The sequence below is a fragment of the Spirulina sp. 06S082 genome (genome assembly GCF_034932145.1).
Taxonomy (GTDB): Bacteria; Cyanobacteriota; Cyanobacteriia; order Cyanobacteriales; family Spirulinaceae; genus CCY15215.
The window spans coordinates 1-13,718 of record NZ_JAYGHV010000040.1; the positions used below are offsets into that span (position 1 = coordinate 1).

Below are 13,718 nucleotides of genomic sequence, written 5' to 3' on the forward strand. Positions count from 1 at the left end.
CTCCCCACTCCCTATTCCCTATTCCCGTCTCAAGGGTTAAGATAGAAAAATAAAAATATTGCATTGATATCGGTAAAAATCCTATGACATCCTATGCAGCTACTTCTGCAAGAGCGGAGATGAGCGAACTCCGGCGCTTGAAAAGCCTACTTCCTCCAGAACTACAAAGCTGGGTCATGGTAGAGTCGGCAACGGATGTAAGTCCCCCGTTAATTCGCTGCGAAGAGTTGGGACGGGACGAAATTGAAATCCAAGTAGACCTAGCCAAATGGGATAACTTGGCCATTGACCAGCGCAATTTACTCTTTTGGCACGAAGTCGGACGCATTCAAAACGATACCATTCCTCGAGAAGGCTGGGAAATGGCTGCCCTTGCCATTGGTTTAGGAGGTGCCGTCGGGGAACTTTGGGTGCAAGATGGCTTGCTTTTAGTTTTAGCCGTTGGTTTGTGCGGCTTTTCTGGCTTTCGCCTTTGGCAAAAAAATAATGGTGACAAACGCTTGGCCGAGAATATTGAAGCTGACGAAAAAGCGATCGCCCTCGCTACTCGTTTTGGCTACAGTTTGCCCAATGCTTACAAAAGCCTGGGAAGTGCCTTAAAAACCCTAGTCGAACAAACTCCCAACCGCAAGCAACGGAAGCGTTACGAAACTCGCTTACAGGCATTGCGACGCAGTGCGGCGAAAGCTAAAGCCAAAATGGACTCCCAACCTGCAAACCGACCTGCGATCTAAAACCGTTTCTGCTTGCCAATGTATTGTCAGGGTGTCGAGAATTTTAACGTTTGTTGTATGACGTTTTTTGTATATAGATGTAGCAACCGCAATGGTTCTGGGAAAAATAGCGATTGACACCAAAACAAATGCGGAGTATGAAACAGAGATGAACAAGACACCAGCCAACGAACAATTTCCCATTGTCTTCTCTAACAATACTCCGATTATTTCTCTTCCTCCTCGTTTGAGTATTATCGAAGCTGTGGATTTTAAAACAGCTTACCAGAGGCTCTTACAGGAAATATCCCCCCCTGAAGAAATTATTCTCGATTTTCAACACACTAATTTTATTGATAGTAGTGGAGTTGGAGTCTTGGTCAGCAATTTTAAAATGGCTCAAGCTCAAAACGTGCGTCTGATCCTCAAAAATGTTCATCCTCCCGTGATGGCAGTTTTATCGATGACGCAACTCGATCGCGTTTTTCTGATTTATCCTGTTGTTGGGGCAACTTCGGTTCGCAATTCTCCCCCTACCGATCGCCGACCTCCGGAAACCCATCCTTCTGTACGGTCTTGGGTCAAGCGAGGGATTGATATTGTGGGCAGTTTAGTCGGTTTGACCATTACAGGGATATTATTCATTCCTATTGCGATCGCCATCAAGCGCGACAGTCCAGGGCCGATCTTCTTCGCCCAAGAACGATGCGGCTGGATGGGCCGAAAATTCCGCATCTGGAAATTTCGTTCCATGTGTGCCAATGCCGAACAACTCAAGGATAAAGTTAAAAACCAAGCATCCGGGGCGTTTTTTAAGAATAGTAAAGATTTTCGCGTCACCCGCATCGGCAAATTCTTGCGGCGCACCAGTCTCGACGAACTGCCTCAATTTTGGAATGTTCTTAAGGGGGAAATGAGTCTGGTAGGGACAAGACCACCTACGGCGAAAGAGGTTGATTCCTATAAAATACCAGAATGGCAGCGTTTAGATGTTAAACCAGGCATGACTGGAGAATGGCAGGTGAACGGGCGATCGAAAATCCGCAATTTTGAGGATGTGATCGAACTAGATTTGCGTTACCAAAGAAATTGGAGTCTAATGTACGATATTAAACTGATTTGGAAAACCGTCTGGATTTTATTTAATAAGAATAGTGGTGCTGTTTAAACAAAACGTCAAAACACAAAACCGACCCCTGAAAAAGTTACATCTCCGTTTAAAAACAGATTTAAGTGCATTATCGGAAGTGTTAGATCGGTTTGAAAAAATTGCTTCTCCTCGACTCTCTCGCCAATTGTATTGGGAGTGTCAATTGGCCTTAGCTGAAAGTTTTACGAATGTAGTGCGTCACGCTCATCAGGGCTTACCACAAAGTACCCCCATCGATCTTGAGATTGCGCTGTTTCCTCGCGGGCTGGAAATACGGATTTGGGACTCCGGACAGCCTTTTGATTGGCAAGGACAATTACGGGCTAAATTGCAGGGCGATCGCGACCCTTGGGCATTGGGAGGACGAGGATTATGTTTGATTGCTCGAGTTATGGATGATTATCGTTATATTCCGGCGGAAGAGGGCGATCGCAATTGCTTAGTTTTATGGAAACAAATCCCCCAATCCTACCCTCAACAAAGAAGTTTCATCTCTTTTTTCAAGCGAGTTGTGAGAAAAATTGAGCGGGTTTTACGCAGAGTGATGGGGTTATTGGCACGTAAATTTTCGGCACTTGTTATCAAGTTAAATTCAGTGCGCTGAAAATCTTGCGCCGATCTGTTTCTTTTGGACTTAGTTTAACTCAAACTGTTTGCAATATAGAAGACTTAGGCACAAAAGATTGAATCGCCACAAGAGACGCATCAAGTAAGCCAATTTTTTGATAGAGTGAATCACTTAGATTTGGCATTTCTTGGTGACAGCTAGAACAATACCAATACATTCCCGTCGATCGCGCATGACGCAGCAGAGGAGAGGAACAGCAGGGACAGCAAACATTTTGATTATTCATGGTAATGCCCTCGAAAGTAACAACAGGAAACAAAAATTAGGAAACATCAAGATTGAGAAGACTCGAGATATTCAGCGATAAGAATGCGAAGGAGAGGATCGGGTTGCGTTTCTTCGGCGAATAATCCCATGGCGATCGCTTCAGCCAGCAAGAGTTCGCTATTTGCCTCAAAACGAAAGTGCTTACTGAGAATAAATCCTTCTTCTTCCAAGCGGGTACAAACTAACTCCCTCACCCATCCCCAAAGGTCGAGTTCGGGTAAGAAGTAATCTGCATGGTGCAATAACCAACTTCCTTTTTTGGGTTCACCCTCAGCAATCCGATAAATTGCATTTAGTAAAATAGTTTCAATGGAAACCGGACTTGAAAGAATGGTTAAAAAATTTTTTAGAGATTGAATTAAATCTGGATCTCCAGACAATAAAACATCAACAGCTAAGTCAAGATAGGATTCCGATTCTTCTAAGTTTGAGTTTCCATCCGATCGCGTGAAAAACAAATTAGTGTCCTTCTCCTTGTCTGTACAATTGTCGGTCAGCACCTGTAAGAGATCGTTCCCTTGGTTTTGTGCTTGCAGAATACTGTACAAGGAGGACGATAATAAAGGTGTTGTTGGGATAGAACCAACATTATGACAACACTCTAAAAACTCTTGACCCATAGGACTGAACTAGGATTGTTCCGACAGTTATTTCAGCTTAGTCCATGAATGTGAGGATTTTGTGGGGAATAGAGGTAGGGTGGGTAGGTTAATCATAAATATACTCCCTTTGCCTAACTGACCGCGTAAAACTTCTCTTGCGATCGCGCTACCCTTCGTCGGTACTTGGCTCAGTTTGAAAAATGATATATTTCTGCATGAGTTATTCGCTTTGCGTTCCTGTTTTTTGTACCAATCTGGAAATTCTGTGATGATAACTCTAGAACTACACCTAGTCAATAAAACATTTACGAGCATCTTGGATAGTTATCATCAGAACCATTGGGTCAATTGGTGAAGATTGAAAGCCATACTTTTCATAGAATTTTTTAGCATCTTCTGAGATTGCGTGTATTAGAATTGCTCTTGCCCCTATGATGTCTGATGCTTTTAATGCTTTATATATTGCGTCTTTCAGTAGTCCCTTTCCTATTCCCTTCCCTTGCCATTTTTTGTCAACGGCTAGTCTGCCAATGAGTATAGTTGGGATGGGGCTTGGTATATTTCTTTTTACTTTGCCTATCGCTTCATCTTTTTTAATTGCACTTGCACAAAGACAGTAGTAGCCAACAACATTATTTCCATTGCAAACTACAATTGTGCGCGAGGCATCAGATTCTTGATTCTTTATGGCGCGACGTTTGAGCCATATATCTAATTTTTCCTCTCCACAAGAAAAATTCTCTAACTGATGAGAATTAGAGAGTTTTTCTGGGGGAGAGATCGCATCGGAATTCAAAACCTCACTCCCAAGGAGATTTACTATTTAATAAAGCACGGAGTTTTTCATTGTTCATTGGAGGTGCATCAATGGCTTCCATAAACTCTTGAAATTTTTCCTCATCAAGGGCAAAAAGAGTTTGGTCAAGAATGACATCGTTAGCCTCCTGACAAGCTGAATCTAATAAGAACTGCGTTCGGGTCTTACCTTGAATTTCAGCAGCACGGTCGATCAGAGCAATCTGATTTGGCTTTGCTCGCAGACTTATTGTTTCAGAACGGGTAGCTTTGGCTGTTTTTATGTTTCTCGCTATTGTAGGCATATCAAAAATTTAATGCCTATAGGCATCAATGTAATTTTTGGTATTGATGAAAATAACACATACCATATTTGCACTATAGCAAATTGTATGGACAATGTCAATACGGTATTTTAATATTTTGGGCTAAATACCCCAAAATCCAAAAATGTCATTAATGAACCTCGATCGACTCATTAGCGTGGGAACAACCTCTTCGGCGATTTTATCGGGCAAAACATTCCAGACAATGCGGCCTTCTAATTGCTGTCGAGATAGCCCTAAAGCCTGTAAGCGCGTCCCATCAGCGATGGTATAGCAAAAGTGGCGATCGAATAAAAATACGGCACCTTTTAGTTCGCTGGCTTTATTCCATAGTTTAAATGTACCAAAATTCTCTGCGCGAGCATCTTTGACAAAGAGTGCGACGGGAATGCGATCGATAATTGTTTGCAGAAAATTGCGGGTTTGGCGAATTTCTTCTTCCATTTGTCGGCGATCGCCGAGATCGGTATGAGAACCCACCATGCGAATGGCTTTGCCTTCTTCGTCCCAAAGCGCTTTTCGATCTCGAAATTGGCAATTTCTCCTTGTACCAATTGCCGATCGAGGGCAATAAGAGATTGAAGATAGTATTTGTCTTGCAGGATGGCGATCGTTAAGTCTTGCCAAATTGCGTTATTTTCCACTTTCCGAGTCGGGATAGTGCGGACAACTTCCCCTTGACGATCCAGTACCAAAACTGTGTAGGGAAGTGCTTGCAGAATATCGGACAACTCAGAAATCATGAGCTTTCTCCAAAATGATGTCTTTAGATTCGACAATTGCGATCGCTGATTTCATATTATGCTCGATTTCCCGAAAAATACAAGTTTCATACAGGGGATCATTTAATTAAATATTTGTTGAAGTCTTGCTTAAAAACTCTGCTACCATTCTATTAAAAATTTCTGGATTGCTCAAAAATACCCAGTGATGGCCGGGAATTTCACGAACTTGCAATTGAGTTAAATAGGTTTTATAGGGTTTGAGTTGAATTTGCGTGCGATTAAATCCCGCTTCCGGTTTAATAAATAGGGAGGGAAGATCGAGATAGTGAGTTAATCCCGAAACATTCATTACTTCTTCAAAAATACCGTCTCGTGCGGGTACAGTAAATTTACTACCCCAAGTTCCATCGGGTTTTTCTTCAATTCCCGCTTGAAATACTTGCTGTTGCAATTGTGTCCAATTTCGATATTGTTTTAATTGTTTTGCCTGTTTTTCCGCTTCCTCATAACTCGGAAAGGGTCCCATTCCTTGCAAAAAAGGAAGAACGCGATATAAAATTGGGAAAGTAAATTTCATCCACCCTGGCATAGAGCCAATAAAAATAGGATCGACTAGAATTAAACTGCGAATTTGTTCGGGATTTTGCATTGCCCAAACGCAACTTAATTTTCCGCCCCAAGAGTGTCCTAAAATATGGGTAGAGTTCCAGCCTAAATGTTCGATTAATGCTTGCAAATCGCCGATAATTTCTTTAAAACCATAAGCTGTTTCTGGTTTGCTGGTTTCTCCGTGTCCGCGCAGATCGGGGGCAATAATATGATAATCTTCTGCCAGATAATCTCCTAATCTCGACCAGACTAAAGCATTGTCGGCTAAACCATGAAGCAATAATAATGGTTCTTTACCGCGATTCCATTCTAAGTAAGACAGTTGAATATGATGAGGTAAAGATAATGTTTTACGCGCAAACATAATGAATATTGGCCAAGTTCTTGATACTGTTATTCTAGCAGATGATAGTGAATTTGCTTTGCTAGGGATGTTTTTCGATCCTTACCTGTAGCGACGTTTCAGGCAACGTCGCTACAGGGTTTCAGGTGATATTCCACATAACCTCATTGCAAGAAGAAATTGAAAAATTTTAATTTGCCTTTATAAGGAGGATATCGTAATGGTAAATCCAGCAAAAAAGAACGGTTGAGAACACTTTTTTGATGAGAAAATGTCTCAAATCCTATTTTACCATGATATGCTCCCATGCCGCTATTGCCTACACCACCAAAAGGAAGATGTGATGAGGCAATTTGCATCAGAGTATCATTAATACAAACATTCCCAGATGAGGTGGCTGTTAAAACTCGTTCTTGAGTTGTTTGATTATGAGTAAATAAGTAGAGGGAGAGAGGTTTAGGGCGTGCGTTAATTTCTGCGATCGCATCTTCTAAATTATGATATTCTAATATGGGCAAAACGGGTCCAAAAATCTCTTCTTCCATGATGCGATCGCGCCATGTCACATCATTCATTACTGTGGGTGCAATATAACGAGTTTCTGGGTTCTTTTCTCCTCCAATAACAACTTTTTTAGGGTCGATTAAACTCGATAAGCGCTGAAAGTGAAAGTCATTAATAATTCTCGCATAATCGGGACTGGTTTCTGGATTAGTCCCATAAAATTGTTTTATTTGGTCTTTAATTTTAGCAATAAATATAACTTTAATACTGTGATGAATTAAAACATAATCGGGAGCAATACAAGTTTGTCCGCAATTAATAAATTTTCCCCAAGCAACTCGTTTTGCGACTTTCTCCACATCGATATCGGGTTCAATAATACAAGGACTTTTTCCCCCTAATTCTAAGGTGACTGGGGTTAAATATTTCGCTGCTGCTTCCATGACAATTTTACCCACTTTTGCACCACCAGTAAAGAAAATAGAATCGAATTGATGAGTCAGTAAATCTTGCACAATTTCTTTTCCACCTTCAACAACAGCAATATATTCAGGGGAAAATGCTTTGCGAATTAAATTGGCGATCGCAACAGAAGAATGTGGGGCGATTTCTGAAGGCTTAACAATGGCACAATTTCCAGCAGCTATTGCAGAAATTAAAGGCGCGATCGCGAGTTGAATGGGATAATTCCATGCACCGATAATCAGTATAATTCCTAATGGTTCAGCAATGATTTTTGCTGATGCAGGGAGTTGAAAGAGATCGGCAGTAATTTTCCGAGATTTCGTCCAAGATTTAAGATGTTTTAGGGTATGATTTATTTCTCTAACACAAAATACTAATTCTGTTTCCAATCCTTCAAGATTAGATTTATTAAAATCCTGCTTTAATGCGTCTAAAAGTTCTTCTCTGTCGTTGATTATAAAGGACTTAAGGGCTTTTAACCGTTCGCATCGAAAATCAATATTTTTGGTTTTTCCTGTTTGAAAAAAAATGCGCTGTTTTTTGAGAATTTCTGTTGTTTCTGTTGCAATTAACATAATCTTTTTGAAGATTTTTTGGCTTTTAAGTTTAAATTTTTAACTTATTTTTTAACTTTATTTTTTAACTATTGAGAAGTGAAAGAGGAAAGCGATCGCAGTGAGGCGATCGTGCGAGAGTGAAATCGCCATGTTAGAGCAAGAGCATTAGCAAATAAGCCCAAGACTAAACCCCACCAAAAGCCAACACTTCCCCATTGTAAAACAATCCCGAAAAAATATCCACTTCCCAAACCGATCGCCCAATAAGAAATAATACCAAGAAACAAAGTAATTTGCGTATCTTTAATTCCTCTTAATGCCCCGGCTGCCGTAATTTGTATGCCATCAACGATCTGAAAGATAGCAGCAAGACCCAAAAGTGTAACAGCCAATTGTATAATTTCTCGATTGGCAGAATTATTGACATCCAAATAAATAGACACGATTTGTTCTGGAAATATCCAGAGAATAAATGCCATAAAACTCATGAAAATTGCCGAGATTGAAATACCTACATATCCAGCCCGTTTAACTCCTATAAAATCCTTTTTACCCAACATTTGGCCGACCCTTATTGTCGTTGCATAAGAGATTCCCACGCAAACAGTAAAAGTAATGAATGCTGACCGAAATGCGATTTGATGGGCAGCAAGAGGAATGCTACCTAATTGTCCTATCAGATAAGTTGTCATGGTAAATAAACCCGTTTCAACAAAGAAAATAGCCATGATAGGAGAACCAACTTTAACAAGTTTTCTTAAAATCAAACTATGCCAATGCAGCCCATATCTAAACAAATTAAACTTACGAAAATCGGCATTAAGGAGAATAAAACTCAAAACCGCGATCGCCTTCACCCAAAATGCAAAAGTACTCGCCCAACCTAACCCCGCTAATCCTAATGCAGGAAAGCCCCATTTTCCAAAAGCTAAAAGATAATTACCGATCGCATTCAAGGAAATGCCTGCAACCATAGTTAGCATGATAATACCTGGGCGATTGAGAGCAGAAACAAGATTTTTAAAAAAGGCAAAAGCAAAAGCCGCAGGGAGTCCCCAAACAATTGCTTGTAGATAACGTTCGGCTAACAAAATATTAACTTCTTCTTGTCCCAAAAAGCGAAAAATTGTCGCAAAATTCCAGACCAGACTCATAATTGGAAGAGATAGACCAATTGTTAACCAAATGCCCCCTGAAGTAATGCGTTGTAATTGTTGGCGATCGCCACTACCATAGGCGATCGCCCCTAATGCCCCCACTGCCGAAATTAAGCCCGTCCCGATGATAATTAAAGACTGAAAAGTAATATCTGCCAAGCTCCCCGCCGCTAAATTTTGACTCCCCAACCATCCCATCATCACCGTATCAATAAAGCCGATCGCCGCTTCTGAGAGTTGTGCTGCAGCCAAGGGAATTGCCAAACCCAAACAAGCCTTTGTTTCCGCAAACCACTTCTGGGAAGAAAAATTCATAAAAGAATTAAGATAAAAACTGCGATAAAGTTGTGTGAAATGAGATTAAATCAGTCAAATCATTCCTCAGTTTCCTCCGTCGGAATTGGCCAAGAAGGAAAGATATTTTGCCCGCGATCGAGTCTACCTTTGAGGACAAAGGCGATCGCGCCGACCAGGGACAAAAGAACAAAAATACCAACAACCCAAACCCAAGTCTGTTGACCCCTTAGCGCCGAGATTTCCCCTTCTTCTTCCGATATCAAGCCTTCTTCTAGATCCACATCTTCAAAAAGAGAACCTATCTCATTTTCTGATGCAACTTTCACTGCCTCGGGCAGATCTTCAGGATCGATCGACGGGGTAGAATAGCGAACTTTTTCTTCTCCCCAAACTTCTGTTTTTTCCTCGATTTCCACCTCTAATGGCGATGCTTCCCGATCGAAATCTCGTTCCATTGCTGGCATCTTTAAGGGCAAATCTGCCCCAACCCAGCCATTGCCATTACTCGGTTCAAGGGGTAATTGGCTCTCAAATTCCGAGGGAATTTCTTGGGACGGAGAAGGGAATTTGTCAGGATTGACTAACTCCGAATATTGAGCCGAAACACTATAAAGCGCTGCAACAATTGAGGTATTATCGTGACCGTTTTTTTGATTAGCCAATTTAATCAAATACTCGATCGCATTTTCTAAACTCTGTCTCCCTGCGAGGACATTGGGGGCAAATTCAGCCCAATATTCCTCCAGTAACTGATTATCACTTAACCCATCGGAACAGAGCAGTAATATCCCATCCTCCTCAATAATAAAGCGTTGAATCGTCGGGCGCAGGCGATCGGCTTCTCGGGTCCCCAGGGCCTGGGTTAACGCCCCTGCATCGGGACGTTGAGCGGCAGTAATGGGTAGACTGCGGGCCAGGCGAATTTCCCGCGTAGTGACATCATCATCCACCGTCAGCAATTGACAATAGTTTTCTGTAATCCAATAAGCGCGACTGTCCCCCACGTGAACTAAATAGAGTTCGTGACTGTTTCCAACCCCCGAGGCCAAATTCGCGACTTGTTGGGGGAGTTGTATCGCCATCACCAAGGTGGTAGCCATGCGCCGCCTCGACTCTCGCTTTTGTTCGTCATTGCGAAAACAAATGAGATTATTAGCAATGCGAACGATCGCCGTTAATTGTTCCTCGACCAAATCCGGGGGCATTAATTCCGGGTCTTCCACGGATTCCGCTAGTAAAGCGCGAACTTGCAGTTTGAGGGATTGGATCGCCAATTGGCTGGCTACTTCTCCCCCTTCGTGACCGCCAATGCCATCGCAAACTAACATTAAATGAGAAATCAAACTCCCCGGTTCTTGGCTGCCATTCCGGGACAGTTCTTCGGCGGTGGGATAATAACTATCTTCATTGCTCAATTGTTGCGGTCCCGTGTCCGTAGCGCTGGCGATTTGAATGCGGAGGGGCTTGCGTGCGGCTTGTTCTAGGAGGAGTTGATTGAGGGTTTTACCCAGGGTTGTATAAGTGATAGCATCGCGTTTTAACTCTGCTGCGATCGCCTCCAGTTTGGGGGCAATTTCTGAATGGGCGCTGCGGGCTAGGGAAGTCCAACTTTCCCCAAGTTGCCGTAGGGTGACAACTGTAGCCGCTTTCGCCACCGCAATGCCCCCCTGCGATCGCGCTTGGGAATTGCCCAAACGTTCGCTATTGGTGAAGAGTTCCCGCAAGCGCAATCTCCATCCTTCCACCCGCAAATTGTCCTCCACCAACAGAGAAGCCGCAACGCCGCGATCGCCCAAGGGATTCCAAAGATGAAGGATTTGCCATAACCAATAGATTTGACGCAACCCAGAGGCATCTGGCCACGCCTCCTCGAGGGTTGGATAGAGAAGTCCGCGATCGTCAGTGGGAATATTATTTAACAGCAGAATCAGAGAATTATTAAAGGAACAAATCCCATAAATCTCCGGTAGATGTAGCCGATAGGGATAAAGATGTAAGTAAGGCAAACAGCGATCGGGAATAGGATTGGGCAGTTGTGGCGATCGTTCCGAATAAATATCCTGCCAAATTTGCGGTGCAACAATTTTATATCTCCCATCGATGACATTTGGGGGAGACAGTTGGGAGGCGATCGGGCTGACCGCCCAAAGATAGGGATGGGGCTGGGGTTGAGGACGAGGCATGGGTGGGGGAGACGCGGAAGAAATGCAATAAAACCTTAACAGTTAAGGACCCTTCTGTATGCAGTGTAATATCAAATTCGATGGATATAAGGATCGAATCGACCCGATCTTGCGCCTAAATTTTATTAAGATAGTGAGGGAATTACGATCGCCCTGCCAGCCCAAAGCGACAAACTCAGAGCGGCGCTTTTTTCTTGTTATCCCGATCAAGCTCGTGCAGCTAAAGAAATCCTCTCCCATTGATTTAAGTCGTGAGTATCCTTGTCCTTGTCGGCGGCGAGGTCAACTCAAACCCATTATCCTTACGGATGCCTTTGGCTGCGATCGCTGTCAGCAAATTTTTGTGGTGGCGCAAAGCGGTCGAGTTATCGAACAATTAGCGACGACCTATCCTTATGAGCGATCGTGGCGATGGACGGGAAATCGCTGGATTGTGAAACGGCCTCCCCCTAGCAAATATTACCTATCGCTGTTCGGGATTTTGGCTTTGTTAATCTTAATTGCGGGATTATCGATCTGGCGATCGGGATTTACTCACATTTTCTTGCCAGTCTTAGTGGTATTGTTGGTTATCGTTCCTGCTTTTGCGATTTGGCTCTCCTATCGATGAGACGTTAACCCCCTCTCCTCTAACGCTAGATGACCCGAGAAGATAACGATTCCTCAACATTTATTCCTGACATTGTTCGACAAGCCGATCGCGCTTCGGTGCAACTGGCCGCTACCCTTGGAGTCGAACGCAGTTTGGCGATCGCATCTCTGGCGAAACGTCTGGAAGCGTCTCAAGCCGAGATTCTCGAGGCGAATACTTGGGACTTGGAAACCTCTCGAGATATGGCTGTTCCTGAAAGCCTGCGGGAGTGGTTGAAGTTGACCCCGGAACGCTTGCAGAAAACCGTGCTAATTCTCCAACGACTGGCAAATTTAGCCGATCCGATTTTGAAGGTCAGACACGCTTCTCCTCCCGTAGAATCTTCTCAAACTTACTATCAGTTAATGCCTTTGGGGACGATCGCTTTGATTTATGAGGCCTTTCCTGAATTGGCGGCGATCGCGGCGGGATTTTGCTTAAAAACGGGGAATGCGTTGATTTTGCGGGGGAGTAGTGAAGCCAGTCATACGAACGCCGCCATTGCAGGGATTTTGCAGGGGGCGATCGACGAGAGTAATTTGCCCTCGGAAAGTATTGTCACAATTCCCGCAGAACAAGGGTCTTCAATTCAAGAACTGGTGACGCAAAATCAAGGGATCGATTTGGTTATTCCCTATGGGCGTGCCAGTCTGATTCAGAAAGTGTCTCATTTGTCAACTATTCCCGTTCTACCTGCGGCGATCGGCAATTGTTATTTATATTGTTCTCCCAGTAGCGATTTAGATGTAGTACGAGAGATGATTCTCGACAGTCATGCCAGCGAACCGGATCCGGTGAATGCGATCGAAAAAGTTCTCATTTGTCGCGAGGGGAATTTTTCCTCTTTGATGCGCCTATTTGCCAGTTTACAAGAAAAAGGTTTTGAATTGAGAGGCGATCGCGCAATGTGTGAGGCTTTTCCAGAGGAATTAAAATTAGCAGAAGAAGAAGAGTGGGAAAGTGCTTATTTAAAAAAGATCGTCGCATTTAAGGCGATCGGGGATATGGATGAGGCGATCGCTTGGATCGATCGCTATAGTAGCGGTCATGCGGATTGTTTGGTCACGGAATCTTACAGTGAGAGTCAGCAATTTGCGCGAGGAGTCAATAGCGCATTGGTCTATATTAATTCGTCTCCCCGTTTTTACCGCTATCCTCAACGTAGCGATGCTGTATTTTTAGGCATTTCTAATCAGAAAGGTCAGCGACGGGGACTGATTGGTTTAGAAAGTTTGATGACCATGAAACAGATCGTGCAAGGGAAAGGTTTTTAATGGCGATCGTATTACTCTTCTTCTTCTCCAAAGCGACTTAAGAGTTCCTCATGGGATAAATTTAAAAGCGATCGGACCATTTCCTCTTCTTCTAGTCGCAATAGGCGATCGATAATGTCCTCTAACGCCTCACTAATAGTTCCAAAACGAACTTTCAAGAGATTTTCAATCATAATACGTCGCCCTTCTTGCAATCCTTCTTGTTTCCATTCCTCGCGTTGGCGAAGATAAACGGCTGATAAGTTCATAATGACCTCGCGATCGTCTTCGGTTATATTATCGCGTATTTCAATCGTTTTGCGCCAGTTGGCCAGGGCATCTAACAAATTATTCCGAATTGACATACTCTCACCGCTAAACGCTTTAGCGTTCTAGCGGGAGATTCTTGAACTCGCATTCAAGATTTCCTGCTTCACAGATTTTTGACTAGGCAAAGCCCCCGTCAGATCATCTCCACAAGCATTTTCCGATACGCTATGCCCTAGCGCATTT

Annotated in this window: 15 protein-coding genes; 5 read left to right on the forward strand and 10 right to left on the reverse strand. The window is 43.2% G+C overall.

Features of this window, described 5'->3' with window-relative positions:
• The first annotated feature begins 83 nt into the window (after nucleotides 1-83).
• The 3 genes from VB714_RS05085 (at nucleotide 84) to VB714_RS05095 (ending at nucleotide 2,467) form a co-directional block, all read left to right on the forward strand.
• The gene (locus VB714_RS05085) at nucleotides 84-734 is read left to right on the forward strand and encodes a DUF3318 domain-containing protein (RefSeq protein ID WP_416309609.1); all 651 of its coding nucleotides are present in this window, start codon (nucleotides 84-86) and stop codon (nucleotides 732-734) included.
• A gap of 148 nt (nucleotides 735-882) precedes the next feature.
• A complete protein-coding gene (locus VB714_RS05090; protein ID WP_323221819.1) occupies nucleotides 883-1,881 on the forward strand; it encodes a sugar transferase in 999 nt (332 codons plus the stop codon).
• Nucleotides 1,871-2,467, forward strand: coding sequence for an ATP-binding protein (locus VB714_RS05095; RefSeq protein ID WP_323221821.1), 597 nt, complete (start codon nucleotides 1,871-1,873; stop codon nucleotides 2,465-2,467). The genes VB714_RS05090 and VB714_RS05095 overlap by 11 nt, the downstream gene beginning before the upstream one ends.
• Before the next feature lie 40 nt (nucleotides 2,468-2,507).
• Here the strand turns inward: VB714_RS05095 and VB714_RS05100 are convergent, their stop codons facing one another.
• The 9 genes from VB714_RS05100 to VB714_RS05140 all read right to left on the reverse strand — a co-directional run bounded on the left by VB714_RS05100 (nucleotide 2,508) and on the right by VB714_RS05140 (nucleotide 11,321).
• Nucleotides 2,508-2,717, reverse strand: coding sequence for a hypothetical protein (locus VB714_RS05100; protein ID WP_323221823.1), 210 nt, complete (start codon nucleotides 2,715-2,717; stop codon nucleotides 2,508-2,510).
• 46 nt (nucleotides 2,718-2,763) lie between these two features.
• Entirely contained in the window at nucleotides 2,764-3,378 is a 615-nt protein-coding gene (locus VB714_RS05105) for a hypothetical protein (protein ID WP_323221825.1), read from the reverse strand.
• Nucleotides 3,379-3,649: 271 nt separating this feature from the next.
• Nucleotides 3,650-4,156 carry a GNAT family N-acetyltransferase gene (locus VB714_RS05110; RefSeq protein WP_323221826.1) on the reverse strand — a complete coding sequence of 169 codons (507 nt, stop codon included), beginning with the start codon at nucleotides 4,154-4,156 and terminating at the stop codon, nucleotides 3,650-3,652.
• Between the two features lie 4 nt (nucleotides 4,157-4,160).
• Entirely contained in the window at nucleotides 4,161-4,460 is a 300-nt protein-coding gene (locus tag VB714_RS05115) for a DUF1778 domain-containing protein (RefSeq protein ID WP_323221828.1), read from the reverse strand.
• Nucleotides 4,461-4,583: 123 nt separating this feature from the next.
• Nucleotides 4,584-5,108, reverse strand: coding sequence for a hypothetical protein (locus tag VB714_RS05120; RefSeq protein WP_323221830.1), 525 nt, complete (start codon nucleotides 5,106-5,108; stop codon nucleotides 4,584-4,586).
• 222 nt (nucleotides 5,109-5,330) lie between these two features.
• Complete coding sequence (locus VB714_RS05125; protein WP_323221832.1) at nucleotides 5,331-6,179, reverse strand: alpha/beta hydrolase; 849 nt, start codon at nucleotides 6,177-6,179, stop codon at nucleotides 5,331-5,333.
• A 143-nt stretch (nucleotides 6,180-6,322) separates the two neighbouring features.
• Complete coding sequence (locus VB714_RS05130; protein WP_323221834.1) at nucleotides 6,323-7,702, reverse strand: aldehyde dehydrogenase; 1,380 nt, start codon at nucleotides 7,700-7,702, stop codon at nucleotides 6,323-6,325.
• Nucleotides 7,703-7,770: 68 nt separating this feature from the next.
• Nucleotides 7,771-9,156, reverse strand: a complete 1,386-nt coding sequence (locus VB714_RS05135) for an MATE family efflux transporter (RefSeq protein WP_323221836.1) — start codon at nucleotides 9,154-9,156, stop codon at nucleotides 7,771-7,773.
• 59 nt (nucleotides 9,157-9,215) lie between these two features.
• Nucleotides 9,216-11,321, reverse strand: a complete 2,106-nt coding sequence (locus VB714_RS05140) for a PP2C family protein-serine/threonine phosphatase (RefSeq protein WP_323221838.1) — start codon at nucleotides 11,319-11,321, stop codon at nucleotides 9,216-9,218.
• A 214-nt stretch (nucleotides 11,322-11,535) separates the two neighbouring features.
• Between VB714_RS05140 and VB714_RS05145 the strand changes: the two genes are divergently transcribed.
• Nucleotides 11,536-11,931 (forward strand): hypothetical protein, encoded by a 396-nt coding sequence (locus VB714_RS05145; protein ID WP_323221839.1) that lies wholly within the window; start codon nucleotides 11,536-11,538, stop codon nucleotides 11,929-11,931.
• A gap of 29 nt (nucleotides 11,932-11,960) precedes the next feature.
• Nucleotides 11,961-13,226: a glutamate-5-semialdehyde dehydrogenase gene (locus VB714_RS05150; protein ID WP_323221841.1), complete on the forward strand. Its 1,266-nt coding sequence runs from the start codon at nucleotides 11,961-11,963 to the stop codon at nucleotides 13,224-13,226.
• A gap of 11 nt (nucleotides 13,227-13,237) precedes the next feature.
• Here the strand turns inward: VB714_RS05150 and VB714_RS05155 are convergent, their stop codons facing one another.
• Complete coding sequence (locus VB714_RS05155; RefSeq protein ID WP_323221843.1) at nucleotides 13,238-13,570, reverse strand: hypothetical protein; 333 nt, start codon at nucleotides 13,568-13,570, stop codon at nucleotides 13,238-13,240.
• Nucleotides 13,571-13,718: the final 148 nt, after the last annotated feature.

What these genes read in the sequence shown, in the direction of transcription:
- VB714_RS05085 (WP_416309609.1), top strand. Translation starts at nt 84, where the DNA reads ATGACATCCTATGCAGCTACTTCTGCAAGAGCGGAGATGAGCGAACTC.
- VB714_RS05090 (WP_323221819.1), top strand. Translation starts at nt 883, where the DNA reads ATGAACAAGACACCAGCCAACGAACAATTTCCCATTGTCTTCTCTAAC.
- VB714_RS05100 (WP_323221823.1), bottom strand. Translation starts at nt 2,717, where the DNA reads ATGAATAATCAAAATGTTTGCTGTCCCTGCTGTTCCTCTCCTCTGCTG.
- VB714_RS05105 (WP_323221825.1), bottom strand. Translation starts at nt 3,378, where the DNA reads ATGGGTCAAGAGTTTTTAGAGTGTTGTCATAATGTTGGTTCTATCCCA.
- VB714_RS05115 (WP_323221828.1), bottom strand. Translation starts at nt 4,460, where the DNA reads ATGCCTACAATAGCGAGAAACATAAAAACAGCCAAAGCTACCCGTTCT.
- VB714_RS05125 (WP_323221832.1), bottom strand. Translation starts at nt 6,179, where the DNA reads ATGTTTGCGCGTAAAACATTATCTTTACCTCATCATATTCAACTGTCT.
- VB714_RS05130 (WP_323221834.1), bottom strand. Translation starts at nt 7,702, where the DNA reads ATGTTAATTGCAACAGAAACAACAGAAATTCTCAAAAAACAGCGCATT.
- VB714_RS05135 (WP_323221836.1), bottom strand. Translation starts at nt 9,156, where the DNA reads ATGAATTTTTCTTCCCAGAAGTGGTTTGCGGAAACAAAGGCTTGTTTG.
- VB714_RS05140 (WP_323221838.1), bottom strand. Translation starts at nt 11,321, where the DNA reads ATGCCTCGTCCTCAACCCCAGCCCCATCCCTATCTTTGGGCGGTCAGC.
- VB714_RS05150 (WP_323221841.1), top strand. Translation starts at nt 11,961, where the DNA reads ATGACCCGAGAAGATAACGATTCCTCAACATTTATTCCTGACATTGTT.
- VB714_RS05155 (WP_323221843.1), bottom strand. Translation starts at nt 13,570, where the DNA reads ATGTCAATTCGGAATAATTTGTTAGATGCCCTGGCCAACTGGCGCAAA.